This window comes from Janthinobacterium sp. 35, assembly GCF_002754575.1.
In the GTDB taxonomy this organism is placed as follows: domain Bacteria; phylum Pseudomonadota; class Gammaproteobacteria; order Burkholderiales; family Burkholderiaceae_D; genus Janthinobacterium; species Janthinobacterium tructae.
On the sequence record NZ_PEFN01000001.1, the window covers coordinates 5,878,706 to 5,905,419 of the forward strand.

Consider the following 26,714-nt stretch of genomic DNA (forward strand, 5'->3'; position numbering starts at 1 on the left):
ACTATGCTCCTTCTTCCTGCAACGGGCCTTCGAGCCAGTCAACCTTGTTCATCTTGCGCACCAATACGAATTCATCGCGGTTGGAGCCCACCGTGCCGTAGTAATTGAAGCCGTACGCCAGTTGCGCATAGCCGCCGATCATGTGCGTCGGCTTGGGCACGGCGCGCGTCACCGAGTTATGGATGCCGCCCCGCTTGCCCGTCATCTCCGCGCCAGGCACGTTGATGATCTTTTCCTGCGCGTGGTACATCATCGTCATGCCGGCCGGGATGCGCTGGCTGACGACGGCACGCGCCGTCAGGCTGCCGTTCACGTTGAAGACTTCAATCCAGTCGTTGTCGACGATGCCGGCAGCTTGCGCGTCGGTCTCCGACAGCCACACGTGCGGTCCGCCGCGCGACAGGGTCAGCATGCGCAGGTTGTCCGAATACGTGGAGTGGATGCCCCACTTCTGGTGCGGCGTCAGGAAGTTCAGCGCCAGTTCCTTGTTGCCGTTCGGCCTGGTGCCCAGCAGCGCTTCCGTCGTCTTGGTGTTGATCGCCGGCTTGTACACGCACAGGCCTTCACCGAAGTCGCGCATCCACAGGTGATCCTGGTAAAACTGCTGGCGGCCCGTCAGGGTGCGCCAAGGGATCATTTCATGCACATTCGTATAGCCGGCCGTGTAGCTGACTTCTTCGCTTTCCAGGCCCGACCAGGTGGGCGAGGAAATGATCTTGCGCGGCTGCGCCTGCACGTCGCGGAAGCGGATGCTGTCATGCTCGCGCGGCTTGGCCAGGTGCGTGTGCTCGCGTCCCGTGATGCTTGAGAGCGCGGCCCAGGCCTTGACGGCCACGTGGCCATTCGTTTCCGGTGCCAGCGTCAGGATCATCTCCGCCGCGTCGATGGCCGTGTCCAGGCGCGGCTGGCCCTTCGACACGCCTTCATCGAGCACCGTGCGATTGATGCCGCGCAGGATCTCGACTTCATGGCCCGTTTTCCAGGAAATGCCCTTGCCGCCATTGCCGATGCTTTCCAGCAGTGGCCCGATCGAGGTGAACTTCTTGTACACGTCGCGGTAATTGCGCTCGACCACCGTCATGTTCGGCATGGTCTTGCCTGGAATGGCGTCGCATTCGCCGGCGCGCCAGTCCTTCGGATCGAAAGGCTGACCCAGTTCACCGGGCGTATCGTGCATCAGCGGCGTGAGGATGATGTCTTGCTGGGTGCCCAGCAGCTCGCCGCCGATTTCCGAGAATTTTTCGGCCAGCCCCTTGTAGATCTCCCAATCCGACTTCGATTGCCACAGCGGTTGCACGGCTTCCGACAGCGGGTGGATGAACGGGTGCATGTCCGAGGTGTTCAGATCGTCTTTTTCATACCAGGTGGCCGTCGGCAGCACCACGTCGCCATACAGACAGGTGGTCGACATGCGGAAGTCCAGCACCACCAGCAGATCGAGCTTGCCTTCGGCGGCGGGACGCACTTTCACCTGTTTCGGCGTGATGCAGTCATCTTCGTCGCTGAGCAAGCCATTCTGCGTGCCCAGCAGGTATTTCAGGAAGTATTCGTGGCCCTTGCCCGAGCTGCCCAGGATGTTCGAGCGCCAGACAAACATATTGCGCGGGAAGTTGGCCGGATTGTCCGGGTCGTCGCACGAAAACTGCAGCTGGCCGGCCTTGATCTGGTCGAGCGCATATGCGGCCGGTGCCTGCCCCGCCGCCTTGGCGGCCTTGGCCACTTCCAGCGGATTGGTTTGCAGCTGCGGCGCCGATGGCAGCCAGCCCATGCGTTCAGCCTTGGCGTTGTAGTCGAGCAGGGTCAGGTCGCCCGTACCGCCGGCCGCCGATGGCGAGGCGATGTCGCCCGTTTCCAGCTTTTCGTGGCGCCATTGGCTGGTATGCGCATAGAAGAACGAGGTGCCGTTCATCTGACGCATCGGCCGTACCCAGTCCTGGGCGAAGGCCAAAGGCGTCCAGCCCGTTTGCGGACGCAGTTTTTCCTGGCCCACGTAATGCGCCCAGCCGCCACCGGACTGACCGATACAGCCGCACATCATCAGCATGTTGATGATGCCGCGATACGTCATGTCCATGTGGTACCAGTGATTCAGGCCGGCGCCCACGATGACCATGCTCTTGCCGCGTGTCTGGTCCGCGTTTTGCGCGAACTGGCGCGCCACGGTGATGACGTCGGCGCGCTTCACGCCCGTGTGCTTTTCCTGCCACGCGGGGGTGTACGGCACGTCGTCGTCATAGCTTTCCGCCACGTTTTCGCCACCCAGGCCACGGTCGATGCCGTAATTGGCCAGGGTCAGGTCGAACACGGTGGTGACCAGGGCGGTCGTGCCGTCGGCCAGGCGGATGGTTTTCACCGGCACCTTGCGCAGCAGCATATCGGACGCATCCTTGCCGCCGAAGTAGGCGAAACCCACTTCCGTGACGGCGTCGCTGTCGTTGATCATGGACAGCATCGGCACGATGGGCACGCCGCTGCCGCCGGCCTTCTGTTCCAGGTTCCACTTGCCCGACTCACCCCAGCGGAAGCCGATCGAGCCGGCCGGCGCGGTAATCGCACCCGTGGTTTCGTCGATGACCAGGGTTTTCCATTCCGGGTTATTCGTTTCGTCGAGGTTGTTGTCCAGATGCGAAGCGCGCAGGAAGTAGTCGGGCACCAGGGTGCCGTTATGCTCCTTGAGCAGCACCAGCATGGGGAAGTCCGTGTACTGGCGCGCATATTCGCGGAAGTAGTCGGACTGGCCTTCCGAGTGGAATTCCTTCAGGATGACGTGACCCATGGCCAGCGCCAGCGCGGCATCGGTGCCCTGCTTCGGCGCCAGCCAGATGTCGCCGAACTTCACCATTTCGCCGTAATCGGGCGAGATGGCCACGGTTTTCGTGCCCTTGTAGCGCACTTCCGTGTAGAAGTGGGCGTCCGGCGTGCGCGTCATCGGCACGTTCGAGCCCCACACCATCAGATAGGTCGAGTTGTACCAGTCGGCCGATTCCGGCACGTCCGTCTGTTCGCCCCACACTTGCGGGCTGGCCGGTGGCAAGTCGCAGTACCAGTCATAAAAGCTCAGGGCCACGCCGCCAATCAGCGACAGGTAGCGCGTGCCGGAGGCATAGCTGACCATGGACATGGCGGGAATCGGCGAAAAGCCGACGATGCGGTCCGGGCCGTATTTCTTGATCGTCAGCGCATTCGCGGCGGCGATGATTTCATTCGATTCGTCCCACGTGGCGCGCACGAAGCCGCCCAGGCCACGGATGGATTTGTACTGCTGCGAGCGCACGGGGTCCTGGCTGATCCAGTCCCAGGCGGTGACGGGATCCATGGTCTTGCGCGCTTCGCGCCACATTTCCATCAGGCGGCCGCGCACCATCGGGTACTTCACGCGCTGGGCCGAATACACGTACCAGGAATAGCTGGCGCCGCGCGGGCAGCCGCGCGGTTCGTGGTTGGGCAGGTCGGGCCGCGTGCGCGGGTAATCGGTTTGCTGGGTTTCCCAGGTGATCAGGCCATTCTTGACATACACCTTCCAGCTGCAAGAGCCGGTGCAGTTCACGCCATGCGTGGAACGCACGATCTTGTCGTGCTGCCAGCGCTGGCGATAGGCGTTTTCCCAGGTGCGGTCTTCATCGACCACGGTGCCATGGCCGTTCGAGAACGGCTCGGCAGGCTTGCTAAAAAATTTAAGACGGTCCAGAAAGTGACTCATGCTACCTCCACATTGCGCCGCAGGAACGGCGCCAGGTCATAAAAACGCTGCAAGCAGGATGGCTCAAGCGTCGATACAAACAGTCTATCGATGTGCCCTGCCCGGCGGTATTGGCAAGAAGTCGGTTTCGCGCACCAGGAATGCATAGATGCGTAGTCACCCGGATAGTCACTATTGCCTATGGGCGCGGCGAGCGTGCTGCGGTATACCTGTCGTCATCGTTCAACACAGAGAAAGAGCACCATGTCGATTACCGATTACGCCAGCCTGCTGCGCAGCGCCCACGACCAGGAGCAGCCGCAACGCCTGCTGTTCACCTTTACCCAGGCACAAGCCCAGCCTGGCGGCCAGGGCAAGTCCCTCACGCCCGTGATGTGCGCCGACAAGCTGCCCGATGAACTGGGCAGCTTCGAGACATTGATGGAGGAGTCGAAACAGATGCAGACGCACTGGGACGTGGTCTTCGTGGCGGGACTGGCGGGCCAGGACGGCCAGCCGCCCGCCGCACAGGAATGCGAGGCGCCCCTGCGCGCCATGGTGACGGCCATCGAGCAAGGCCGCATCGACGGCCTGCTGGCGTTTGACCGCAGCGGGGATTTATTGCGTTTTAGCTGAGGGAACTTGTCGGATTACGCCCTGCGGCCTCGGCGGCCCCGCCTAATCCGACCTACCTGATGAGGCAACAGCGACGTAGGTCGGATTTGCGTAGCGTAATCCGACACATTGTTGGCGGCACGTTTCGGATTACCTGCCCGCATCCGGCCACGGGCGCTCATGCAAATGGCGCGCCCTTTCTATCGGACAGACCAAGGGCAAAAACTGCTGCTGGCGCGCCGAATACGCCATCAGGGCGCCGCTGTCGATATCGAAATACCAGCCATGCAGTTTCAACACCCCCTGCTCCACCCGGCGCTTCAGCCAGGGATAGGTCAGCAGGTTGTCAAGCGACTGCAATATGCTGGCCAGCTCGCACGCATGGTGCTGTTCTTCCGACGAGCGGTGCGCCAGCTCGCGCCGCACGCGCTGCGCCACCGGTTCGGCGATGCGCATCCACTGTCCCACGAAGTCCGTTTCCTGCCCTTCCGCGCGCGGCTGCGGTTCCAGTAGCGCGCGAATGCCGCCGCAGCGCGCATGACCGAGCACGATAACCCTGGCCACTTCGAGCTTGCAGACGGCAAACTCGATGGCCGAACTGACGCCGGGCGGCGCGTCGGGCGTGCACGGCGGCACCAGGTTGGCGATATTGCGCACGACAAACATATCACCCGGGTCGCTGCCCGTCAGCAGCATCGGGTCGACGCGCGAATCGCAGCAGCCGATCAGCAAGGTCGTGGGACGCTGCCCGTCGCGCAGGCTGTCGTACAAGGTCTGCGGCTCGCTGAAGTACTGCTGCTGAAACAGGCTGAAGCCGTTGACGAATTTTTCCAGTTCTTCCATGACATACTCTCATTTCTTCAACGTCTGGCAAGAACGACTTGCCAGACATTCCAACTTTAGCAAGGCATCGGCGCATTCTTGCGCGCATAGCACCACCAGGTGATCGCGATGCAGCTGACATAAAAGCCGATGAAGCACCACAGGGCCGCGTCGGGGCTGCCCGTCAGCGCAATCGAGGTGCCATAGCTTTTCGGGATGAAGAAGGCGCCGTAGGCCGCCACGGCCGACGTGAAGCCCAGGACTGCCGCGCCTTCCTTGTTGGCGTCGACGATGGCTTGCTCCTGCGCCGCCTTGCCCTTGCCGGCGGCCGCGCGCTGGTGCTCCGTCAAAAAGATCACGGGGATCATGCGGAAGGTCGACGCATTGCCGATGCCCGTACCGGCGAACAGCAGCATGAACATCCAGAAGAAGCCACTGAAGCTGCCGCCTGCACCGGCTTGCGGCATGAAGTACAGCACGCCCAGCACGGCGCCTATCATCAGCAGGAAGGACCACAGGGTAACGCGGGCGCCGCCCAACTTATCGGAAATCACGCCGCCGGCCACGCGCGCCAGTGCACCGACCAGAGGGCCGAGGAAGGCGTAATCGAGCGGGTTGACGTCAGGGAACTGGATCTTGATTAACAGCGGAAACGCGGCCGAATAACCGATGAAGGAGCCGAACGTGCCTGTGTACAGCCAGCACATGAGCCAGTTGTGCTTGCGCTTGAAGATCACGGCCTGCTCGGAAAACGAAGCCTTGGCCGAGGCCAGGTCATTCATGCCGAACCAGGCCAGCAAGGTCGACAGCGCGATGAACGGCACCCAGATGAAGCCCGCGTTTTGCAGCCACATGTCCTTGCTCACGCCATTCTTGACCCAGGTCAGCGAATCGCCGCCCCAGGCGCCGAAGACGGCAAACGTGATCACCAGCGGCACGACGAACTGCACCACCGACACGCCCAGATTGCCCAGGCCCGCATTCATGCCCAGCGCGAAGCCCTTGCTCGCCTTCGGATAGAAAAAGCTGATGTTGGCCATCGACGAGGCGAAATTGCCGCCGCCGAAGCCGCACAGCAGGGCCAGAATCAGCATGGTCGGATAGCCCGTATTCACATCCTGCACGGCCAGGCCGATGCCGATGGCGGGAATCAGCAGCGAGCCGGTGGAAATGGCCGTCCAGCGGCGGCCGCCGAAAATCGGCACCATGAACGAATAAAAGATGCGCAAGGTGGCGCCGGACAGGCCCGGCAAGGCCGTCAGCCAGAACAGCTGGTTGTTACTGTAGGTGAAACCGATGTTGGGCAGGTTGACCACCACCACGCTCCACACCATCCACACGGCGAACGCCAGCAGCAGCGCGGGAATCGAGATCCACAGATTGCGCGCGGCCGTGGACTTGCCCGTGTTTTGCCAGAAGCTGGGGCTTTCCGGCTCCCAGGTATTGATCATATAGCGGCTCATGCTTTAACTCCTGCAGGTTGAGTAGTTGGTGCCGCACGCAGCGGCTTGAACGAGAAATACATCCAGACGAGGGAAACGCAGACGGTGCCGTACAACAGCATGAAGGCGCTCGAACGCACGCCGGTGAAGTCCACCAGGGCGCCGAACATCACGGGCAGGATGAAGCCACCGAGACCGCCGGCCAGGCCCACCACGCCCGAAACGGCGCCGATGTTGTCGGAAAAATCATCGCCGATAAACTTGAAGACGGACGCCTTGCCCACGGCCATGGCGATGCCGACGATAAACAGCAGCGCGGTGAACCACAGCGGCGACAGGCCGATATGGATGGCCAGCGGCCCCGTGACGGTCTCGATCACCATCTGCGTTTGCGGATACGACAGCAGGAAGAAGCACACCCAGCACACCCACATCACGGCCCACGTCACTTTCGCCGCACCGTATTTGTCCGAGATCCAGCCGCCAAACGCACGCAGCACGCCGCCCGGCAGCGAGAAGCAGGCCGCCAGCAGCGCAGCGTGCTTCAAATCAAAACCGTATTCGGCCACGTAGTACTTCGTCATCCACAGCGCCAGCGCCACATAGCCGCCAAACACCACCGAGTAGTACTGGCAGTAGCGCCACACGCGGGGGTCTTTCAGCACCTTCATCTGCGCCGAAAAACTTTCGCCCGATGGCGCCAGGTGCGATTTGTCCGTGTACGAAAACAGCCAGAAGATGATGGCCGTGGCCAGCATGGCCACCGCATACACCTTCGGCAGCATTTGCCAGCCGAAGGCGGCGACGATGCCCGGCGCGACGAACTTGGTCAGCGCGGAACCGGAGTTACCAGCGCCGAAGATGCCCATCGCCAGGCCGCGGCGCTCTTTTTCATACCAGCGCGCCACATACGGCGTGCCGACGGAAAACGAGCCGCCCGCCAGGCCCACGAACATGCCCAGCACGAGGAAGTGCCAGTAGGCGGTGGCGTAGGAAATCAGGTAGATCGGCACCACGCTGGCCAGCATCAGCCAAAAGAAGACGCGGCGTCCGCCGTATTTGTCGGTCCAGATGCCCAAGGGCACGCGCACGAGGGAGCCCGTCAGCACGGGCATGGCGGCCAGCAGGCCGAATTGCGTTTCCGTCAAGCCCAGGCTGGTCTTGATGGGGATGCCCAGTACGGCAAACATCATCCAGACTGCAAAGCAGATGGTAAATGCGAAGGTACTGCTGACCAACACGGAAAACTGCTTGCGCCGCATGCCGGGTTCGACTGCCTTGTTACTACTGTTGTTCTTAGTGCCATCTAGGGTAGCCACGATGTTTCTCCATGAATGCACTGGCCGTCTGGCCAGCCGTCCCGACCAGCTTACGTGGCAGAGGCGAAAGGCACTATCGGCCACAGGGTGATTCTGGAAAGGCAATCTGGATAGCCGTATCGGCAAAAGTGACTAGATGACGCAGTGTGAACCTAGGCTGGATGGCGGGCGTTTTACAAACGCAGGTATTTTTGGCACACTCGGCACCGGCACAACAGGGAGCGGCATGGAGAACAGAACGGAAGCAGATGAAATCGTCACCCGCATGGCCGGGCATGGCGATGTGGCAGCCATGCTGGCCTGCGACGAATATGCGCAGGCGCACCCGGAGCGTGGCGATGCCGTGCGCGCCGCCGTCGGCAAAGGGCACTGCCAGGTGGCCATCGGCAATGGGCAGGTGGCTGGCTATGTGCTCACGCACGACGACTTCTTCGGCTACGGCTTCGTCTCGCTGGTGGTGGTCGCTCCCGGCCAGCAGCGGCGCGGCGTGGGCTTGCGCCTGCTGGCCGCCGCCGAAGCCGCGTGCCAGACTGAGAAGCTGTTCACCTCGACGAACCAGTCCAACGGCGCCGCGCAACGGCTGTTCGCCAGCGCGGGCTTCGTGCGCAGCGGCCAGATCGACCATCTCGACGAGGGCGACCCGGAGCTGGTGTACATGAAATGGTGCCGCTGATTGCGCGTCCTCCCGACGGCGTATGGCGCAGGACGCCAAAGGCGGCTATGCTGGCGCCATCGTCAATCAACGCCCATCACATCACGCATGGATTATCTGAGCCTCAAGCACTTCCACATGGCTTGCGCCGCCGCCAGCGGCTGTCTTTTCCTCTTGCGCGGCGCCTGGATGCTGCGCGCCTCGCCCGCCTTGCAGCAGCGCTGGGTAAAAATCCTGCCGCACCTGATCGACACGGCCCTGCTGGCCAGCGCCATCGCCCTGGCCGTGTGGAGCGGCCAGTCGCCGGGCAGCCAGCCCTGGCTGGCCGCCAAGCTGTGCGCGCTGCTGGCCTACATCGTGCTGGGCACCATCGCGCTAAAACGGGGCAAGACGCCGGCCGTGCGCGGCGCCGCCTTCGCGCTCGCCGTGCTGGTCTTCGGTTACATCGTCGCCGTGGCCGTCACCAAACAGGCCTGGCCGCTCTGATGCATCAGAAGATGTAGCGCAGGGTCGCGCCGGTAGTACAGAGTGCTGAGCACGCCCTTGGCCACCGTCGTCAGGAAGGCCCGCGGCTCGCGCGCGGCGATGGCCTCGTCGCGATTGAGCAGGCGCATGAAAGTGTCGTGCGCCACGTCGGCCGCGTCAAAGGCGTTACCCAACTTGTGCCTGAGCCAGCCTTGCAGCCACCGATGGTGTTCGTAATACAGGCTACCCACCTCCTGGTGGACGCCGGGTTGGGCAGCCGACACGTCGCAACCTCCCTGGTTCGCAAATAATAATGATTCGCATTCTATATCCAGGCGGTACTGCGGCGCAAGCAGCCGGGCTGAGGACCAGCGCCTACTGCATCGGCAAGGCCGTCACATCGACTGCCGGCGCCTGCCCCGTGGCCGGGCGCGTGAAATTCTGGCCGGTTTTCACGTACTCGGCGAAGAAGCCACCGTTACGCAGATAGAACTTGCCGTTTTCCAGGCCGCCCGCGTAATCCATGCGCTGCGCGTTGGTGGCCGTGGCGTCGCCCGTGTAGCGCCCTGCCGTCACTTCCGACCAGGTGCCCGATGCATTCCTTGCCCACTGGTTGCCGAACTGGACGCGGCGCTCCGTGTGGCCCAGGGTATCGATGAAGTTCTCGAGGAAGGAATGCACGCGCGTCAGATACGTGGAAATCGCCGGCCGCTTCCAGGTGGCGATATAGCGCCACTTGCCCGTCTCGGGCGCGAAGAACCAGGCCGAATAATCGCTGCCGCCCTTGCCGTCGGGCCGCGCGCGCGTAATGAAGCGGTACGTGGTGCCGGCTGCCCAATTATATGAAAGGTAGGTTTGCCCACCTGTGCCCTCGCCGCCAAATGCATTGTCGATGACGCCCTCGCCCTTGCTGACCAGGGTGGTCTTGGCGCCATTCTCGGCGTCCCACACGGAAAACAGGATCCAGCGCTCGGCGGGCGACTTCACCTGGATGCCCATGTAGCCCTGGCCGAAGCCGTTGGCCATGAAGTAGGAACCGATGGTGTCCTGGCCGACGGGTATCGTCATCTCGTTATAAAAATACTCGGTATTGGCCGGCACCGTATAGCCCATGTGCACGGACGGCCCGCGCCGCGACCAGTAGTAATTGGCCGGGTCGTTGGCATAGTTCAGCGTGGCACTTGCCGTCACCTTCAATGCCGAAACGTCGCCGAAGGTGGCCTTGGCGCGCGTCAATCCCTGCAAGTCCACCTTCACATAGCCGGCCGCCGGCACATTGACCGTACCGACGGAGTAGGTCTTGCGCGCCTTGCCGGCCAGTTTGACGTCGAACGGCGTGCCGTTGATCTTCACGCGGACGGTGCTGTTGCCGCCATCGGCCAGGCTGGCGTCCAGCGCCACCTGGACGGGACCTGCTTCCGCCACGCGGAAATACGTGCTGGCGACGGTAGCGGGATTGCTCCAGCCGGTCAGCCCATGCTCGCCGATGACGGCGCCCTTGTCTGCACTGGTGATGAAGGCATTGCCGGCCAGTTCCACGCTGGCGGGCGTCGCGCACGCCATGGGCGCGGCCAAGCAGGCGGCCGCGCAGGTGACCAGTAAAGGCATGGCGGGAAGGACTGCATAGAGCAATGAACTTGTGTGTTTCATCAACGTCTCCTGGGATGGAAAAAACCCGCTACGGCGGCAGGCGCGGTAGCGGGTTGTGAAGGCTTAGTACTTGCCGTCGAGGGCGAAGATCGGCTTGCGCGCTTTCCACTGGCCGCCCGTGAAGTCGGGGAAGTCCAGGGTCTGGAAGTTGGCGGCAATCGATTGCTCGGACAACGGCGTGATGGCGCTCCACGTCACGGCGTCGTAAATATCGATCGGCATCGGCGCATTGGCCTTGAGGGCTTCGACAAAAGCGTGGATGACGAAGAAGTCCATGCCGCCGTGGCCCGCGCCTTCGGCTTGCGCCGCGTACTTGCGCCAGAGCGGATGCTCATACTTGTCCTGGTAAGCCTTGAAATCGTCCCACTGGTGCGGCTTGCTGACGCCTTCGATATGAATCGAATTATTCAAGTCCATCCACAGGCCGTCCGTGCCTTGCACGCGGAACCCCAGCGAATACGGGCGCGGCAGGCTCGTATCGTGCTGCAGGATGATGGTTTCGCCGTTCTCGCACGCCAGCGTGGTGGTGACCACGTCGCCCAGCTTGAATTTCACCTTGGCGTTCGCATGCTGCGCGCCGCCCGGCTGCTTGACGATGTAGTCGTGCAAGCCGCGCGCCTTGGTGGCGAAGGCGTTGATGCGCGTAAAACGGTTGCCGCGGTTGATGTTCGTGTACATGGCGCACGGGCCGATGCCGTGGCTTGGATACAGTTCGCCATTGCGCTCGACCGAGTGCTGCGTGCGCCAATGGGCTTCCGACCAGCCCTTTTCGCCGAATTCCACGCCGCCGCCATACGGCTTGGCCGGATTGCCGCTGTTGAATTTGACGGCGCGCAGGTCATGCTGGTAGCCGCCCTGCAGGTGCAGCAGTTCGCCGAACAGGCCTGCGCGCACCATCTGCAGCGCAGCCATCACGTCGCGGCGGTAGCATACGTTTTCCAGCAACATGTATGGCGTACCCGTCTTCAGCTGGGTATTGAGCACATCCCAGTGGTCTTGCAGGGTAATGCCGGCCACCACTTCGCAACCGACTGCGATCTTCGCCTGCATCGCGGCGATCGCCATGGGCGCGTGGAATTCCCACGGCGTGGCGATGATCACGCCATCGAGGCCGCCCGCGTCCAGCATGCGCTGGTAGGCTTTCTGGTCGCGGTCTTCGCCATACGTGCGCGGACGCGGCTTGCCGGCTTTCGCCACCTGGCCCAGCGCGTGTTTCAGCATGATGGGTTCGATATCGCACAGCGCGACCACTTCCACGTCATCGCGGCGCACCAGTTCGGCCAGCAGCACCTGGCCGCGCATGCCCGTGCCGATCAGGCCCAGGCGAACCTTGTCGCGGCCGGTGGCCGTTGCGGCGTTGGCCGCGCCAGGCAGCAAGGCGCTGCCGGCCATGGCACCACCGGCCAGCGCTGCGCTGGCGGACAGGAAATTGCGTCGATTGATTTGTGTCGTCATTGGTCTCTTCTCGCTTCCGTTGGTAAGGATCGTCACCGGCCCGCCGCGCGGCAGGCCGGCTGCAGTTTAATAGGTATATTCAGCCGTAAAGCGCACGGAACGCGGCGCCGTGCGTCCATCGACCTGCAGGTAATTGCGGGAGATGGCGCCATGGTCTTCGCGCGTTTCGGTATAGCGGGTGACGGTCTGGCTGTTGAAGACGTTGAACACGTCCACTTTCAGGCTCAGGCCTTTGACGGCGCTGGGAGTATAGGCCACATTCATGTCCAGCTGGGCTTGCCATGGCAGGCGGCCCTGGCTGCCGCGCGGCGCCGGCTTGCCGTTGCAATAGAAGTAGGAATCGCCGTAATTGCCCTCGAACTTCAGATTATCGGGCAACGCGCCGATGCAGTTGCGCGGCGCACCCGAGATCAGCGACAGGTTGGCGCCCACCATCACGTCCGGGATGACCTGTATGAAGCCGTAGGCCTTGAAAGCGTGGCGGTGGTCGCCTGGCAGATAGCCATACGCGTTGTACATCAGTTCCTTGTGGTCGTCGCTGACCGTCAGGCCCACGTCGCCGCCGCCGATGCTGTCCGTCTGGCCTTCCATATTGCCCTTCAGGCCGGACAAGGTGTAGGTCAGCTTGCCGTACCAGCCGTTCGTGTACGGGTGCTCGACGAACATGTTCAAGGCGCGGTAGGTGCGCGATGGCAGCGGGTTGCCCCACTCTGCCGCCGATATATCCACGCGGCGCAGGCCCTTGCCATCGTCAAAGTCCACCATCAGGCTGTTGTCGCGGCCCGGATTGATGATGGCGCACTGGAAGCCGCTCCAGTTAGCCGTATCGACGCTGTTGCGCGTGGCCCAGGCTTGCAGCGGACGCGCGTCGCAGCTGTCGTCGTTGGTGTCGTTCAGCTTGCGGTACAGGACGCTGGCGCCCACCACCAGCTTCTTGCTCAGGGCGCGTTCGAAGCCCAGCGAGAATTCATCCTGCGACAGCGGTTTCAGGCCAACGGCCGTCACTTCGCGCGCATCGCGGCTCTGGCCATACGCATTGTTGGCCGAATACGGCTTGCTGATCGCATGCAGGCCCGTCGGCGCGCCCGTGACGGGATCGACGCCCGTGTAGGTGAACATCTCGCTGGTGGCCAGGAAGGGGCTGGCCATGTTGCTCGACAAATTCGATGGCACCGGCAGGTGGTAGCGGCCGCCGTTGGCGAAGAATTTCAGGCTGCCGTCGCCCAGGTAATCCCAGGTGGCGCCCAGGCGCGGGGCGATCATGTTGCGCTGCGAAATGAAGGCCACGCCATCGCTGCTGTAGTTGGTGAACTGTTCGCGGCGCAGGCCCAGGTCCAGCAGTACCCGCTCCGTGACCTGATAGTGATCCTGGATGTACTGCGCCGATTGCACGCTGGTCGGACGCGCCAGGTTGGCGTTCAGTTCCTTGCTGACGTAATAGCCCTGCTTGCCGTAGCCTTCGCCCTGGTACGGCGTTTCAAACGCGCCGTTGATCGGCAGATTCGGATTCGGGGCCCGCTGGTAGTTCCAGCGGTAGCCGCCGGCCAGGCTCAGGCCCACCTTCGATTCCACGTCGATGCGGTCGATGCCGCCGCGCAGCGAGTGCTTGCCCAGCTTGTATTCGAGGTCCAGGCGCTTGGCTTTCTGGCGGTCTTCCGACGACGGATCGACCAGGGTCCCCGTCACCGTTTGCGGATTGGTGTACGTCAGGCCAGGCACCTGGGTCGATTCATTCGACGACGTTTGCGCCAGCAGCGGATTGTAGCCATCCGGGGTACGGCGGTGCGAAGTGCGCGACTGCCCCATCATGGCCGTCACCGTCAGGTTATCCGTCAGGTAGCCCGTGTACTTGAAGATGTCGACATTCGCGCCCGGCGCAGCCGACGAGCCGCAGCAGTTGATGGTGGTCTCGCTGCCGCCGCCAGGCACGTTGTTGCGTTTCAAGGTGGCATAGTCGAAGCCATAGCTCTGGCTATCCGTTGTCGTGCGGTCATACAGCTTGGTATATTCAAAGTGATGGTCGTCCGTCAGGTTGTAGTCCAGCTTGGCCATCATGCGGTCAACCTTGCTCTTGCTTTCGCGCCAGCCGTTCGGCAACACCTTGTCCACCAGGTCGTCGCGCGCACCGGCGACGGCGCCGCCGTCCGTGCGCGTCTGTTCCAGCGCCACGAAGGCGAACAGCTTGTTCTGGATCAGCGGCCCGCTGCCGTACAAGCCGACGACCTTGCTGGTGCTGCCGTTATCGCGATTCCAGTACTTCAAGGTGCCATCGGTCTTCGGATTGGCGCCCGTGTTCGGGTAATACCGGTTTTCCGTTGTGCCCTTCAGCGAACGGGGGATGATGGAGACCTTGCCGCCGAATTCGACCTTGTTGCCGCCGCTCTTGGTAGTGATGTTGATCACGCCGCCAGTGGAGCGGCCAAATTCCGAACCATAGCCGCCCGACAGCACCTGCAGGTTGGAGATCGCGCCAAACGGCAGCTCCGACGCGCCCACCTGTGTCAGGAGGTTGGTGATGGGGAAGCCATTGACGTAGAACGCGTTTTCCGACTGGCCCGAGCCGCCGATCGACGGCGCATTGCCATACACGCTGTTGGTGCCGCGCGCCACGCCCGGCGTCAGCTGCACGATGGAAGCCACATCATTCCCGACCGGCAGCGCTTTCAATTCCTTGGCCGTGAAGATCACGCCATTGTTCGTGTTCGACACATCGATCGTGTTGCGCGACGCTTTCACCACGACGGTTTGCTCCTGGCCCACTGAACCGGCCACGCTGGCCGGACCGAAGTTCGCTTCCGCACCGGCGCCGATCAGGGCTTCGACTTCCTGCGACGCTTCCACCGAACCGGCACGCAGCACGCGCACCGCATAGCGGCCTGGCGGCATGGAGTTGGCCACATAGCGGCCCGACGTATCGGGCGTCAGGCTGCGCCGCACGCCCGTCGCCAGGTTTTCCAGCACCACGGTGGCGCCGGCCGGTGCGCTCACTTCACCGAAAATGGTACTGGTGGCGTTCGACTGTGCCCAGGCCTGGCCTGGCACGCCGGCCGCCAGTGCGATCACGATCGCGGCGGCGCGGCTGATGTCGCGCAATTTGAGTCGGGTGGTATGCATGCTGTGTCTCCGTCTATATCGAGGGTTATGCGCGCCCTCCCCGCTCCGGGGCGGAGTCGGGGGGGCGCCATTTTTATGGTGGTCGTCGGAAGGCAGCGCCAGACAGCCGCACCTTCCGGGAAATCAGTCCGTATCGGCTGATTTTCGTTTTCTTGGGATTACTTTAAAAAGAAAAATAAGTATCGTCAACAAAAAGAAAGTTATAACGCAAATTTATCGCTCAACCGCGTGAATAAACGCGATTTATCTTTCGCATTAATGACTGACGCGACATATGACTTTCGTTATCGTGGTGTGACAGATACACACGTCGGCAGGGAGGTGAGCGGGAATGGTGAAACGGCCCAAAAATCCGGCGAGAAAAACGCGAAAGCAGGCCTGATGATCTGCTTTCACTTACGTTTATCTTTCGTATTACATATTTCGGAATATTGTCTTTTCTTTTCCATGGCAATACCCCGGCCCGCACAGGCGGGCCGGGGCAAGGTCACGTATTAAAAGAACTTGTAGCTGGCCGAGAGCGCAAACTGGCGGCCGAACAGGTCCTGGCTATGGTTGTAGCCTTCCCAGCCATTCGGGTCGTAGTACGGCCGCTTGTTGAACGCGTTTTTCACGTTCAGGCCCACGTCCAGGTTCTTGACAGGCTTCCAGCTGAAGGCCAGGTTCACCGTGGTGTACGACGGCGCACCCTTGCACTGGCCGGCCGGCAGCGATACCGAGGCGGCGGTGCAGTTCTCCGGCGTGTTGTCCTTGTCCCAGGGACCATACGCCCAGCGCGTCTTGCCCGAGTAGTTGACGAACACGCTGCTGACGAAGTTGCGGTAGCTCCAGTCGGCATTCACGGTGGCGCGGTAGCGCGGCGAATCGTAGTAGCCGACGGTATTGCCCTTGATGTCGCTGCCGTCTTCGCTGTCATGGGTATCGCGCTTGCGGATGGTAGCGGCGATGCCGGTGCTCAGCTTGCCCCAGTCACCAAGCGCAAAGCGCGTGCGCGCATCGATGTCCACGCCGTCCATCAGGGTGCGGCCGCGGTTCGAATACGAGTTGATCAAGCCGCCCAGGTTGCCCACCGAGTAGCGCGGCACGCCGCCCGCGCACACGCCAGCATTGGCGGGATTGGCGCACATGGCCGCCACCGCCGCCACGTTGGCCCGGTCCGTATCGGTCAGGTCGTTGCGGATGGCGTTAGGCGTGCCGGCCAGGGTCGGACCGTGCTTGTCCACCAGTTCCGTAAACAGCTCGTTGAAGTCCTGGCGCACGATTTCGTCGCGACGGTTGATGAACCAGTAATCGATGGAAATGCTCACGTCCTTGGCCGGCTGCAGCACCAGGCCCACGGTGGAAATCTTGGCCTTTTCCGGACGCAGGTTCTGGTTCGGCGGCGTCAGGCCGCCCACCGTCGTCGAGCAATTTGAATTGAGCAGGCTCTTGCCCAGGTCCGCATCCGTCGCCACCTTTGACTTTAGCAAGGCACGCGCCATGGCATTCGTTTCATCGCAGCGCACCGTGTCGCGGATGCCGCCCACCTGCGCAAAGACGCCGCCCGTGCCCGATTCGGCCAGGTTGGGCGCGCGGAAGCCTTCCGAATACGTCCCGCGCAGCATCAGGTCGGGCCGCGCGCGCCAGATCACGCCCAGCTTGGGCGCCAGGTTGGCGGCGAAATGCGGATATTTGTCCAGGCGCGCGGCCGCATTGACTTCCAGGGTGTCGGAAAGCGGCACCACCACTTCGCCAAACACGGCGGCGATGGTGCGCTTGCCATCAAACCAGGAACCGCCCTGCTGCGTGATCAGGCCATTCGCGGCATCGGCGTTGCCGGGCGTGAGAAAGCTCTCGCGCATGATGTTGGTGCCCACGGCGGCGCGCACTTCGCGTTCGCCCAGCTTGAACAGGGTACCTTCGACCTTCGCGTCCCAGGTCATCAGCTTGGTCCAGGATTCGATGGCGAAGGTCGGGTAGGCGGCACGCAGGAGCGCCGCGTTGGCGTCACTGATTTCGCCGAACTTGTAGGCGGGATTGTCCGAGATATACGTGCGGCCGCTGACGGGGTCTTTCGTGAACGGGCCAAACGCCTGCTCGAAGCCCTTGATGTTGATGTTCGCCGTCTGGAACAGGGTGGAATGGCTGCCCGCCACGCTGAGCGCCGTTTCAAAATCCCAGCCACCGCCGATGCTGCCGCGCAGGCCGACGAGCGCGCGGTAGTTTTCATCGACATTTTTCTGGCCGAAGTGGCCTTGTGCATCCTGCAGCAGGTAATTCAAGCCGGCCGCGCCGCCCATCTTGGCCTGCATGTCGGCATCGAGCTTGCCCTTCAGGTAGACGTTGTTGGGACTCAGGAAAGGCGTGGCAAACGTGTTCAGGGTATTGCCCGTATTGCGTGCGAACCAGTTGTTCGTGCTGCCGCTGTTGAAGCTGGACGGGCCATTCTCGCCGCGCATCTTGATGTGGGTGAAAGCGCCTTCCGCGAACGCTTCCATGTCGCCACCCAGTTTCAGCCGGCCGCTCAGGTAAGCCGTGGCCCGCTCCGAGGTAGGACCCGTGTCGAGCTGGTTGGGCAGCGCATTCCACACGCAGCGACTACCCGACGCCTCGGTGATGCTGGTGTTGCAGCCGGGCGCGGCGCGCTGGGTGCGCGCATTGTTCTTCGCCTTGTCGAAGACAAAGAAGGTCCCCGGGTTCATCACGCCCGGCTCACTGCCGACGCCCACGCGCATGTTCGGGATGAAATTCGGATTGTTCGCATAAAAATACGCGGGGCGCTTCTGCCAGGTGTCGGCCAGGGCGATGCGGTCGCGCTGGTAAACGTTCACGGAACCATAGATGTTGTAGCCGTCGCTGGCCAGGTCGCCCAGACCATACAGCACGCTGGCCTGGCGCTCGCCATAGGCTTTCACGCTGGGCGAAAACTCGCCATTGGCGCGCGCTTCCAGGCCTTGATACGATTTTTTGGTGATCACGTTGATGACGCCGGCCACGGCATCGGAGCCATATACGGCCGAGGCGCCGTCCGTCAAAATTTCCATGCGTTCGATGGCGGCGGCGGGAATCGCATCGATATTGACGAACATGGTCTGGAAACCGGCTGGCGCGCCGTAGAAGGACAGGCGGCGGCCATTCAAGAGCACCAGGGTGCCCTGCGCGCCCAGGCCGCGCAAGTTCGCTTGCGAACCGCCATCGGACCCCGTGAACATCGAGCGGAAATCCTGCTGCGCCGGGCGGGCGGCAGGCAGGTTGTCGAGCACTTGCAGCAAGGTGAGCGCGCCCATGTTTTCGATCTGCTTGGCGTTGATCACCTGTACCGGCGACGCCGTTTCTGCGTTGATCCGCTTCAGGCTGGACCCCGTCACTTCGACACGCTGCAGTTTTTCCTCCTCCGCTGCCAGCGCTGTCGACGCCAACCCTACCGCCACCATGGCGGCCATCAGTTTTTTCAAGTGCATTCCCATCTCCCTTATTATCAGTGGTTATCAGTGATTTGTTTTCGTCGGCTTGCAAGAGCCCCTCCCCGGTCCGAAGAGGGGCTCTTTTTTAGTGAAATGATTGATTGCTTAGCGCGGCTTGACTGTCGCGCCTTCCGTGCCGGTCAGCACGGCGTTGGCCCAGTTACCGCAGACCTGGGCCGGGTGGGCGCCGCGCGCACCCAGGGTGCGCAAACTGAGCTGGCTCAGGCCGCGCACGTCGATTTCGGGTTTGACCACCCCGGGAGCCGTGACCAGGCCGCTGTCATACAGCAGCCGCTCACCGCTCCAGACCTGGAATTGCAAGCCGCCCGCGCTGCGGCAGCTATCGTCCACGCCCAGGTCGGCGCGCAGCAGATTCCAGTTGCCGGCCAGCTGCAAGTCGATGCGGCTGGCCGGTCCCACGCCGAGGCCCTTGCGGAACCACAGCCCGTTCATGCGCATCTCGACCGCCTTGCCGGCCGGCCGGTCGCGTCCGATATTCTTCGGCAGCACCAGGTCCGACAGATAGCGCTGCACCTCCTCGCCTTCGGCCACGCGGTGCTCGAGCACGCGAAATTCGGACAAGGTGACGGGCGCCACGTCGGTGGCCAGCGCCGCGTCGTACGCGCGCGCCACCTGCGCACTTTGCGCCGCCGTCACCATCGGGTCGGTGGACGCGGCGCCATCGCCTTCCGGATTTTGCGTGCTCATGACGCGGAAGCGCAGCAAGCGCCCGGCCGTAGCGGGGAAGTTGATCGTCTGCGCACCCTGTTCCAGTTTGAGCGTGCCGCGCGCAAGCGCCGCGCCCCATTCGCCGTTGTTGTCGCCGATATAGATTTCATAGTCGCGCACCTGGCCATGCTTCCAGTGCTGGTCGTTGCGCGGCGCCAGTTCGATGCCATCGACCAGGCGGCGTTCCGTAAAACCGATCACCCATTCGTGCGGACCGCTTTTCACGGACGGGCTGCGCACGGTGCGGAACCACGTCTCCGGCTTGCCATCGAAGGCGTTTTCCAGCGGATAGCCGCTTTCCTCCGCAGGACGCGCCACCACCTGCATGGCGTCGGCCGGCAAGGCGCGGCCCGGCACGGGGGCGGCGGGGAAGTCGGCGTCGATTCTGGCCACGGCCAGCGCACCGGCGACCCGCAGCAGCAAAGGCTGGCGGATGTCCTGCGCCTCCACTTTCACGTGCAGGGTGCCTTGCCGGTCGGCCGCGTCGAAATACCAGCCTTCGACCGCCATGTCGTAGGCGGCGCGTTCGCCCGCTGCCGCGATCAGCCGTTCGCCGGCGCGCACGGCAGCCGGCGCCTGGCCGGCCAGCATGCGCAGCGCATAGCCGCGGCGCGCTTCCTGGCCCTGGTACTGGCCATCGACGGCGCCGATATCGACCTGCGCATCGCCGCCCGTCTGGCGCATGCGGATGACTTGCTGGCTGAAGGCGCCGCCCTGGTACTGGCGCGTGTTGCCGTCGTCTTCATACAGGGTGTAGTCGGACTCGCCGTGCGGGTAGATATCGAGGGTCAGCTGATCCTTCGGCTTCTGGCCGTCGTACAGCATTTCAGGATACATGGGCAGGATGGCGCCGGCGCGCACGAACACGGGCAGCTTGTCGAGCGTCACCTGCATATCGAGGTCGCGCCCCTTGGCGTCGGCCGTGGCCTGGCGGCCATCCCAGTAGTCGTACCACGTACCCTGTGGCAGGTGGATGCCCTTGCGCCAGCCGCCGCTGACGGCCTGGCTGCGGTAGACGGGCGCCACCAGCACGTCGCGCCCCAGCAGGAATTGGTATTTATAGGCTTCCGTGTAGGCGGCCGGGTCTTGCGGGTAATCCCACATCAGGCCGCGCACCAGCGGCGCGCCCGATTGCTCCGCTTCGCGCACCAGCGTATACATATATGGCGTCAAACGCATCTTGAGCTTCAGATAGCGGCGGTTGATGTCGCGGTACGGCTGCTCGAACCACCATGGGTGCTTGCGCTCGGCCGCGGCCCAGCCGGACATGCCCATCAAAACTGGCGTAAAGCTTTTCCACTGCAGGTCGCGCAGATAGGTTTCCGGGCTGCCGCCGAAGATGGCGTCGACGTCGCCGGACGCATACGCCTGGCCGGACAGGCCCGAGCCGATCAGGGTCGGGATATGCCAGCGGATGTAATCCCAGCTGGCGCTCTGGTCGCCCGTCCACGCCACGGCGTAGCGCTGGATGCCGGCCCAGCCCATCACCGTCCACAGGAACGGGCGGCTATCGGAGTTGTTCAGGATGCCGTCGTAGGCCGACTTGTTCGCGTCCATGGCGAACTGATAGCCCTTGCCCGTCCACGCCACGTCCAGCTTTTGCACGCGGCTGCCCGCCTGGCCCACTTCCCAGGCGATCTTGTCGACGCCGTTTTCCGTCCACAGGCCCGTGCGGAAGCCATAGCCGGCCAGGCCCTTCACCGTTTCCGGCAAATTCGTGTAGCCGCAGCCATAGCCGTCGTTGGGTAAAATCCAGCCGCCCGGCATGTCGTGTTCGCGATACTGGCGCGCCACCGTCTCCACCACGTCGGGCGTCTTGCCCGTCGGGCCATCCGTCCAGCCCTTCGGCACGGAACCGGGCTTTTTTACATTGTCGCCATCGTTGTAGCAATCGGCGTCGCCGTATTCCAGCGCCCAGCGGGGCAGCATGCGCGCGCGGCCCGTCAAGTCCGTGTAGCGGGCGACGACGTCGCGCAAGTCCTTGCCGACAAAGAAATAGGCGTCGAAGCGGCCTTCCGCATGCTGCAGCGAGATCTGCTCCTTGTCGCGCAAATCGTAGTGCCCGTCGGACCAGGTATTGCGCAGCATGCCCCATCCGCGTGAACTCATCAAAAATGGCGCGGGGTTCGGCCGGTCGCCCTCTTCCCAGCCGCCCGAATACGACACGGGCACTTGCTTGCCCTTGAATTCGAAGCGGCCATTTTGCTGGCCGCCGCCGAAGTAACGCTCGCCCGGCAGGCTCGATAGCACTTGCACGCCCTGCTTGTCATCGAGCGACAGCGGCTGCACTTCGCGCCACAGCGGCACCGTGTCGCCCTTGCGGTACAGGGTAAAGCGCAAGGGCTTGCGGTCGATACGCAGGCTCAGGGCTTCGGTAGTGATCAGGATATGCTCGGGCTGTTCATGGATCTGATACGCCACCTGCGCGGCCGGCTGTCCCACGACGATGGGCGCGGCCTTGTCGCCCGGCCCCGTCAAGCCCCCCTTGCCGCCCGCCTGAATGCGCAGCACGTCCGCCTGCGGCAGGCTGACACGCAACTGCATGCCCGTGTCGCTGCGCAGATCCCAGCCCAGTGCCTCGCCCTTGGCCACGTCGGCCGCATGCACGGCACTCAAGCTGGTCAGATTGCCGACAGGCGCGGCCTGCACACCGGGCGCAGCCAAGGTGGCGAGGGCGGCGAGGACACAGGCGACAAGGGCGCGGCGGGGAAGCGGGAGAGGTTTCATCTGGCGGCTTTCAGAAAATCGAAGTGATGGAAATACTTTAAGAAGAAAAATAAATATCGTCAATTAAAAGAAAGATAAAGCGACAATTTATTAATAAAATGCCCAGAATTGGCGCATTTTTCTTACGTTTCACCAAAAAGTCACAAAACATACTTTCGTTATCGTCGTATTTCAGCGACAGGCGGCAGCGCCACTGGGTTTCATGCGGCACTGCAACACGATTGAAAGGGGATAAAACGACATTATTTCGCAAGCCATGCAACTATTTACTTTCGTTTTACTTTCGTATTTGACTTTTCGAAATTTAGTATTTATGCTTTCTCCAACAAACACTTTACTGACACTCCATGACTACCCTTCTTCAGCGTGACATTCAAACCTGGCGCGACATCGGCGGCCTGCACACGGCCGAGGAAATCGCCCACCAGCCGGCCATCTGGCGCGCGCTGGCCGGCATCTTGCGCAAGGAACAAGCCAGCCTGGCCGCCTTCCTCGGCGACGCGCTGTCCAATCCGCAACAACGCGTCATCCTGACGGGCGCCGGCAGCTCGGCCTATGTGGGCGAAATCGTCGCCGACACCTTGAATGCGGCCTGGCCCGCGCAGATCCGCGCCATCGCCACCACGACGTTGCTGACGCACCACGAGCTGTACCTGGAAGCGGACGCCCCTACCCTGCTCGTCTCGTTTGCCCGCAGCGGGGACAGCCCGGAAAGCCTGGCGGCCGTGGAACTGCTGCGCCAGGTCGTGCCCGGCGCGCGCTTTTTGAACATCACCTGCAACGCCGATGGCAAGCTGGCGCGCCAGGGCGCCAATGACAGCAATACGTATAACTTGCTGATGCCGGAAGGCAGCTGCGACCGCGGCTTCGCCATGACCAGCAGCTTTAGCAGCATGCTGCTGGCGGCCCTGTCGGTACTGGGCCAGGACGTCGACTTGACGCGCCTGGAGACCCTGGCGCAGCTGGGCGAACAAGCGTTGCGCGACTGGTCGGCGCCCGTGGCGGAGCTGGGCTCGACACCCGTACAGCGCGTGGTCTACCTGGGCAGCGGCCCGCTGGAAGCGCTGGCCAAGGAAGCGGCATTGAAAATCCTGGAATTGACGGGTGGGCGCGTGATGGCGATGGCCAATACCGCGCTGGGTTTCCGTCACGGCCCGAAATCGGCCGTCACCACGGAATCGCTGGTGATCCTGCTGCGCAGCAGCAAGCCCCTGGCGCGCCAGTACGAAGACGACCTGTTGAAAGAACTGCAGCGCGACAGCGTGGCGCAGCGCTGCCTGACGGTGGGCATCGGCGGCGACTTATCTGCCAACATATCTGCCAACTTAGCGGCCGACGCGCCAGCCTGGCCCGACGCCTGGCTGGCCCCGCTGTGGCTGCTGATGGCGCAGCAATATGCGCTGCACCAGTCCGCGCTGCTGCAACTGCGCCCCGACAATCCATTCGCCGGCGGCATCGTCAACCGTGTCGTGCAGGGCGTCACCATCTATGGCCATGACCAATTCTAATTCCATCCAGGGCTTTCACGGCATCGACATCGGCGGCAGCAAGATCGAGCTGGTGGCGTTCGCCGACCGCGACGGCGCGCTGGCCGAGGTATTCCGCGAACGGGTGGCCACGCCCGGCGACGATTTTAGCGCCTTCGTGCAAGCGATCACCGGCCTGGTGGCGCGCGGCGACGCGGCACTGGGCACGACGGCGCCCGTCGGCATCGGCTTACCCGGCGTGATCGACAGCGCCAGCGGCAGGCAACTGAGCTCCAACGTGCCGGCCCTGAACGGCCGCCTCGTAGCGCAAACGCTGCAGCAAGCCTTGCAGCGCCCTGTCGCCATCGGCAACGATTGCCAGTGCTTCGCCCTGTCGGAAGCGCAAGGCGGCGCGGCCGAGAATGCCGCCAGCATGTTCGGCGCCATTCTCGGCACGGGCGCCGGCGGCGGCTATTGCGTGGGCGGCCAGCTGCTGCGCGGCTTTAACGGCGTAGCCGGCGAATGGGGCCACTGGAGCCTGCCCGCCACCCTGCTGGCGCAGCACGGCCTGGCCGAATACCCCTGCCCATGCGGCAAGACGGGCTGCCTGGAACGCTATGTCTCCGGCCCCGCCATAAGCAAGTTATATGCGTATTTTGGCGGCGAAGGCACAGAACCGTTGGCCACGCTGGCCATTGTCGCCCGCGCCAACATCGGCGACGCCGTGGCCCAGCGCACGGTGGCCGTGCACCTCGACGTGCTGGGCCACGCGCTGGCCGGCCTGGTACTGGCCTACGACCCGCACGTCATCGTGCTCGGTGGCGGCCTGTCCAAGCTGCCGCACCTGTACGACAAGCTGCCGGCCGCCGTGAAGCGCCATCTGTTCCCCGGCGTGCACGTGCCGCCCATTTTGCCGCCCCGCTTTGGCGACGCTGGCGGCGCGCGCGGCGCGGCCCTTTTGATACGACAACATACCAAGGCGTCAACATGATGAAGCAAGTGGAAAACCCGACCTTTACCCTGTCCCCGATCCAGCAAGTGATCAAGGCGCACCGCCGCGGCGAACCCGTGGGCTTGTACGCCGTGTGCTGCAGCCACCCGAGCGTGCTGCGCGCCGCCATGCGCGTGGCCAGCGAGTACGACACCGTGCTGCTGGTCGAAGCGACCTCGAACCAGGTCGACCAGTTCGGCGGCTACACGGGCATGACGCCGGCAGTTTTCCGCGACACCATGCTGGCACTGGCGCGCGAACAGGGTTTCCCCGCCAGCCGCCTGGTGCTGGGCGGCGACCATCTTGGTCCGAACGCCTGGCAGCACCTCGATGCGGCCACCGCCATGGCCCACGCCGAGACCCTGATCGCCGCGTATGCGGCGGCCGGTTTCCATAAGATCCACCTCGATTGCAGCATGCGCTGTGCCGACGATCCACTGCAGCTCGACGATGAAACCGTGGCCGCCCGCTCGGCGCGCCTGTGCCTCGTCGCCGAAGCGGCGGCGGCTGCCGCCGGCTTCGCGCCGCCCGTCTACGTGATCGGCACGGAAGTGCCGATACCGGGCGGTGAAGCATCGCTGGCGCAAGCCGGCGCCGTCACCAGCCCGCAGGCCGCGCGCCGCACGCTGGACGTGCACCGCCGCGCCTTCCTGGACAACGAGCTGCATGGCGCCTGGCGCCGCGTCATCGCCATGGTGGTGCAGCCTGGCGTCGATTTCGACCAGAGCAGCATCCAGCATTACGATGCGAATGCCGCCGCCGAGCTGTCGGCATTCGTCGCCGAGCAGCCTGGCCTTGTGTTTGAAGCCCATTCCACCGACTACCAGCGTGAATCGGCCCTGCACGCCATGGTGCGCGACCATTTCGCCATCCTGAAAGTGGGACCGGCCGCCACCTTCGCCCTGCGCGAGGCGCTGTACGCGCTGTGCCAGATCGAGCAGGAACTGCTGCCGGCGCACGCCACGTCGCAACTGATGCAGGTACTCGACGATGTGATGCTGGCCAAGCCGAAGCACTGGATCAAGCATTACCTGGGCACGCCGCAAGAACAGCGTCTGATGCGCCGCTACGGTTTGAGCGACCGTTGCCGCTATTACTGGGGCGAGCCGGAAGTGGCGGCCACCGTCGACAAGCTGCTGGCCAACCTGGACGCCGTGACGATTCCGCTGCCGCTGCTCAGCCAGCATTTGCCGGAACAGTACCTGGCCATGGTGCAGGGCAGCCTGGCAGCCGAGGTGCCGGCCCTGATCGAGCACAAGATCGGCAGCTTGCTGGCGCAATATGCGCGCGCCTGCAGCCGCAATACGGCCGTCCCCGTCGTTGCCGAAGCGGCAATCTGTTAAGCTCGATATTTTCATTTTTACTGAGCCCGCCACCATGCGAAATACCAGCCAACGCCGTGAATCCATCCTCCACATGCTTACCCAGCAGGGTTCGGTGCAAGTGACCGATCTGGTGGAAAAGCTCGGCGTGTCCGCGGTTACCATCCGCAGCGACTTGAATGCGCTGGAAGCGCAAGGCATGGCCACGCGCAGCCACGGCGGCGCGACCCTGACGCGCACGCCGCCGCTTGAACACACGATACGCCAGAAGGATGCCATCAACCACGAGCAAAAGGAGCGCATCGGCGCCTATGCGGCGCGGCTGGTGGAACCGGGCGATAACATCATCATCGACTCGGGCACCACCACCATCTCGCTGGCGCGCCATTTGCGCGACGCGACCGGCGTGACGGTGGCCACGAATGGCCTCAACATCGCATGGGAACTGGCCGACGCGCCCGGCGTGGACCTGATCCTGACGGGCGGCCTGCTGCGCAAGCAGTCGCTGTCGATCCAGGGCAGCCAGGCGGAAACCTGTTTGCAGGCGTACAGCTTCGACAAGCTGTTTCTGGGCGTGGACGGCTTCGACCTGCAGTTTGGCGTCACCACCCACCACGAAGCGGAAGCAAGCCTGAACCACAAGATGGTGGAACGGGCGAAGAAAATCATCGTCCTCACGGACGCCTCCAAGTTCGGCCGCGTCAGCCTGCACCGCATCGTGCAGCTGGACCGGGTCGATACCGTCATCACCGATGCCAGCATCAGCCAGGAGTACCGCGAAGGGCTGCAAAAGCTGGGCATCGAACTTTTTATAGCGGAATAA

General features: G+C 63.2%; 17 protein-coding genes. 7 read left to right on the top strand and 10 right to left on the bottom strand.

What is annotated here, in order from left to right; translation table 11 throughout:
* Nucleotide 1: 1 nt before the first annotated feature.
* A complete protein-coding gene (locus tag CLU93_RS26125; RefSeq protein WP_099763994.1) occupies nt 2–3,700 on the bottom strand; it encodes a nitrate reductase subunit alpha in 3,699 nt (1,232 codons plus the stop codon).
* Between the two features lie 243 nt (nt 3,701–3,943).
* Here CLU93_RS26125 and CLU93_RS26130 point away from each other — a divergent pair, with 243 nt between their 5' ends.
* Nucleotides 3,944–4,315: a ribonucleotide reductase subunit alpha gene (locus CLU93_RS26130; protein ID WP_099763995.1), complete on the top strand. Its 372-nt coding sequence runs from the start codon at nt 3,944–3,946 to the stop codon at nt 4,313–4,315.
* Between the two features lie 129 nt (nt 4,316–4,444).
* On the opposite strand, the gene CLU93_RS26135 is transcribed toward CLU93_RS26130, so the two are convergent.
* Genes CLU93_RS26135 through CLU93_RS26145 form a run of 3 tightly spaced genes read right to left on the bottom strand, consistent with a single transcriptional unit; the run spans nt 4,445 to nt 7,820 of the window.
* A complete protein-coding gene (locus tag CLU93_RS26135) occupies nt 4,445–5,137 on the bottom strand; it encodes a carbonic anhydrase (protein WP_099763996.1) in 693 nt (230 codons plus the stop codon).
* A gap of 56 nt (nt 5,138–5,193) precedes the next feature.
* A complete protein-coding gene (locus CLU93_RS26140; protein WP_099763997.1) occupies nt 5,194–6,579 on the bottom strand; it encodes a NarK family nitrate/nitrite MFS transporter in 1,386 nt (461 codons plus the stop codon).
* Nucleotides 6,576–7,820 carry an MFS transporter gene (locus CLU93_RS26145; protein ID WP_099763998.1) on the bottom strand — a complete coding sequence of 415 codons (1,245 nt, stop codon included), beginning with the start codon at nt 7,818–7,820 and terminating at the stop codon, nt 6,576–6,578. The genes CLU93_RS26140 and CLU93_RS26145 overlap by 4 nt, the downstream gene beginning before the upstream one ends.
* A 283-nt stretch (nt 7,821–8,103) precedes the next feature.
* On the opposite strand from CLU93_RS26145, the gene CLU93_RS26150 reads away from it, so the two are divergent.
* Complete coding sequence (locus CLU93_RS26150) at nt 8,104–8,550, top strand: GNAT family N-acetyltransferase (RefSeq protein WP_099763999.1); 447 nt, start codon at nt 8,104–8,106, stop codon at nt 8,548–8,550.
* Nucleotides 8,551–8,637: 87 nt separating this feature from the next.
* Entirely contained in the window at nt 8,638–9,015 is a 378-nt protein-coding gene (locus CLU93_RS26155; protein ID WP_099764000.1) for a SirB2 family protein, read from the top strand.
* On the opposite strand, the gene CLU93_RS26160 is transcribed toward CLU93_RS26155, so the two are convergent.
* The 6 genes from CLU93_RS26160 to CLU93_RS26185 all read right to left on the bottom strand — a co-directional run bounded on the left by CLU93_RS26160 (nt 8,970) and on the right by CLU93_RS26185 (nt 22,112).
* Nucleotides 8,970–9,278 (bottom strand): sigma factor, encoded by a 309-nt coding sequence (locus CLU93_RS26160; protein ID WP_099764001.1) that lies wholly within the window; start codon nt 9,276–9,278, stop codon nt 8,970–8,972. The two genes, CLU93_RS26155 and CLU93_RS26160, sit on opposite strands and share 46 nt — an antisense overlap.
* A 91-nt stretch (nt 9,279–9,369) precedes the next feature.
* Nucleotides 9,370–10,602 carry a DUF3472 domain-containing protein gene (locus tag CLU93_RS26165; protein WP_099764002.1) on the bottom strand — a complete coding sequence of 411 codons (1,233 nt, stop codon included), beginning with the start codon at nt 10,600–10,602 and terminating at the stop codon, nt 9,370–9,372.
* A 105-nt stretch (nt 10,603–10,707) separates the two neighbouring features.
* Nucleotides 10,708–12,099: a Gfo/Idh/MocA family protein gene (locus CLU93_RS26170; protein ID WP_207781002.1), complete on the bottom strand. Its 1,392-nt coding sequence runs from the start codon at nt 12,097–12,099 to the stop codon at nt 10,708–10,710.
* Between the two features lie 66 nt (nt 12,100–12,165).
* The gene (locus CLU93_RS26175) at nt 12,166–15,213 is read right to left on the bottom strand and encodes a TonB-dependent receptor (RefSeq protein ID WP_099764003.1); all 3,048 of its coding nucleotides are present in this window, start codon (nt 15,211–15,213) and stop codon (nt 12,166–12,168) included.
* Nucleotides 15,214–15,707: 494 nt separating this feature from the next.
* The gene (locus CLU93_RS26180) at nt 15,708–18,653 is read right to left on the bottom strand and encodes a TonB-dependent receptor plug domain-containing protein (RefSeq protein WP_099764004.1); all 2,946 of its coding nucleotides are present in this window, start codon (nt 18,651–18,653) and stop codon (nt 15,708–15,710) included.
* A gap of 108 nt (nt 18,654–18,761) precedes the next feature.
* Nucleotides 18,762–22,112, bottom strand: coding sequence for a TIM-barrel domain-containing protein (locus CLU93_RS26185; protein ID WP_099764005.1), 3,351 nt, complete (start codon nt 22,110–22,112; stop codon nt 18,762–18,764).
* Nucleotides 22,113–22,459: 347 nt separating this feature from the next.
* Between CLU93_RS26185 and CLU93_RS26190 the strand changes: the two genes are divergently transcribed.
* Genes CLU93_RS26190 through CLU93_RS26205 form a run of 4 tightly spaced genes read left to right on the top strand, consistent with a single transcriptional unit; the run spans nt 22,460 to nt 26,714 of the window.
* Nucleotides 22,460–23,620: an SIS domain-containing protein gene (locus CLU93_RS26190; RefSeq protein WP_099764006.1), complete on the top strand. Its 1,161-nt coding sequence runs from the start codon at nt 22,460–22,462 to the stop codon at nt 23,618–23,620.
* A complete protein-coding gene (locus tag CLU93_RS26195) occupies nt 23,607–24,569 on the top strand; it encodes an ROK family protein (RefSeq protein ID WP_218968362.1) in 963 nt (320 codons plus the stop codon). The genes CLU93_RS26190 and CLU93_RS26195 overlap by 14 nt, the downstream gene beginning before the upstream one ends.
* Nucleotides 24,569–25,912 carry a D-tagatose-bisphosphate aldolase, class II, non-catalytic subunit gene (locus tag CLU93_RS26200; protein WP_218968401.1) on the top strand — a complete coding sequence of 448 codons (1,344 nt, stop codon included), beginning with the start codon at nt 24,569–24,571 and terminating at the stop codon, nt 25,910–25,912. Before CLU93_RS26195 ends, CLU93_RS26200 begins: the two co-directional genes overlap by 1 nt.
* A gap of 34 nt (nt 25,913–25,946) precedes the next feature.
* The gene (locus CLU93_RS26205; RefSeq protein ID WP_096235221.1) at nt 25,947–26,714 is read left to right on the top strand and encodes a DeoR family transcriptional regulator; all 768 of its coding nucleotides are present in this window, start codon (nt 25,947–25,949) and stop codon (nt 26,712–26,714) included.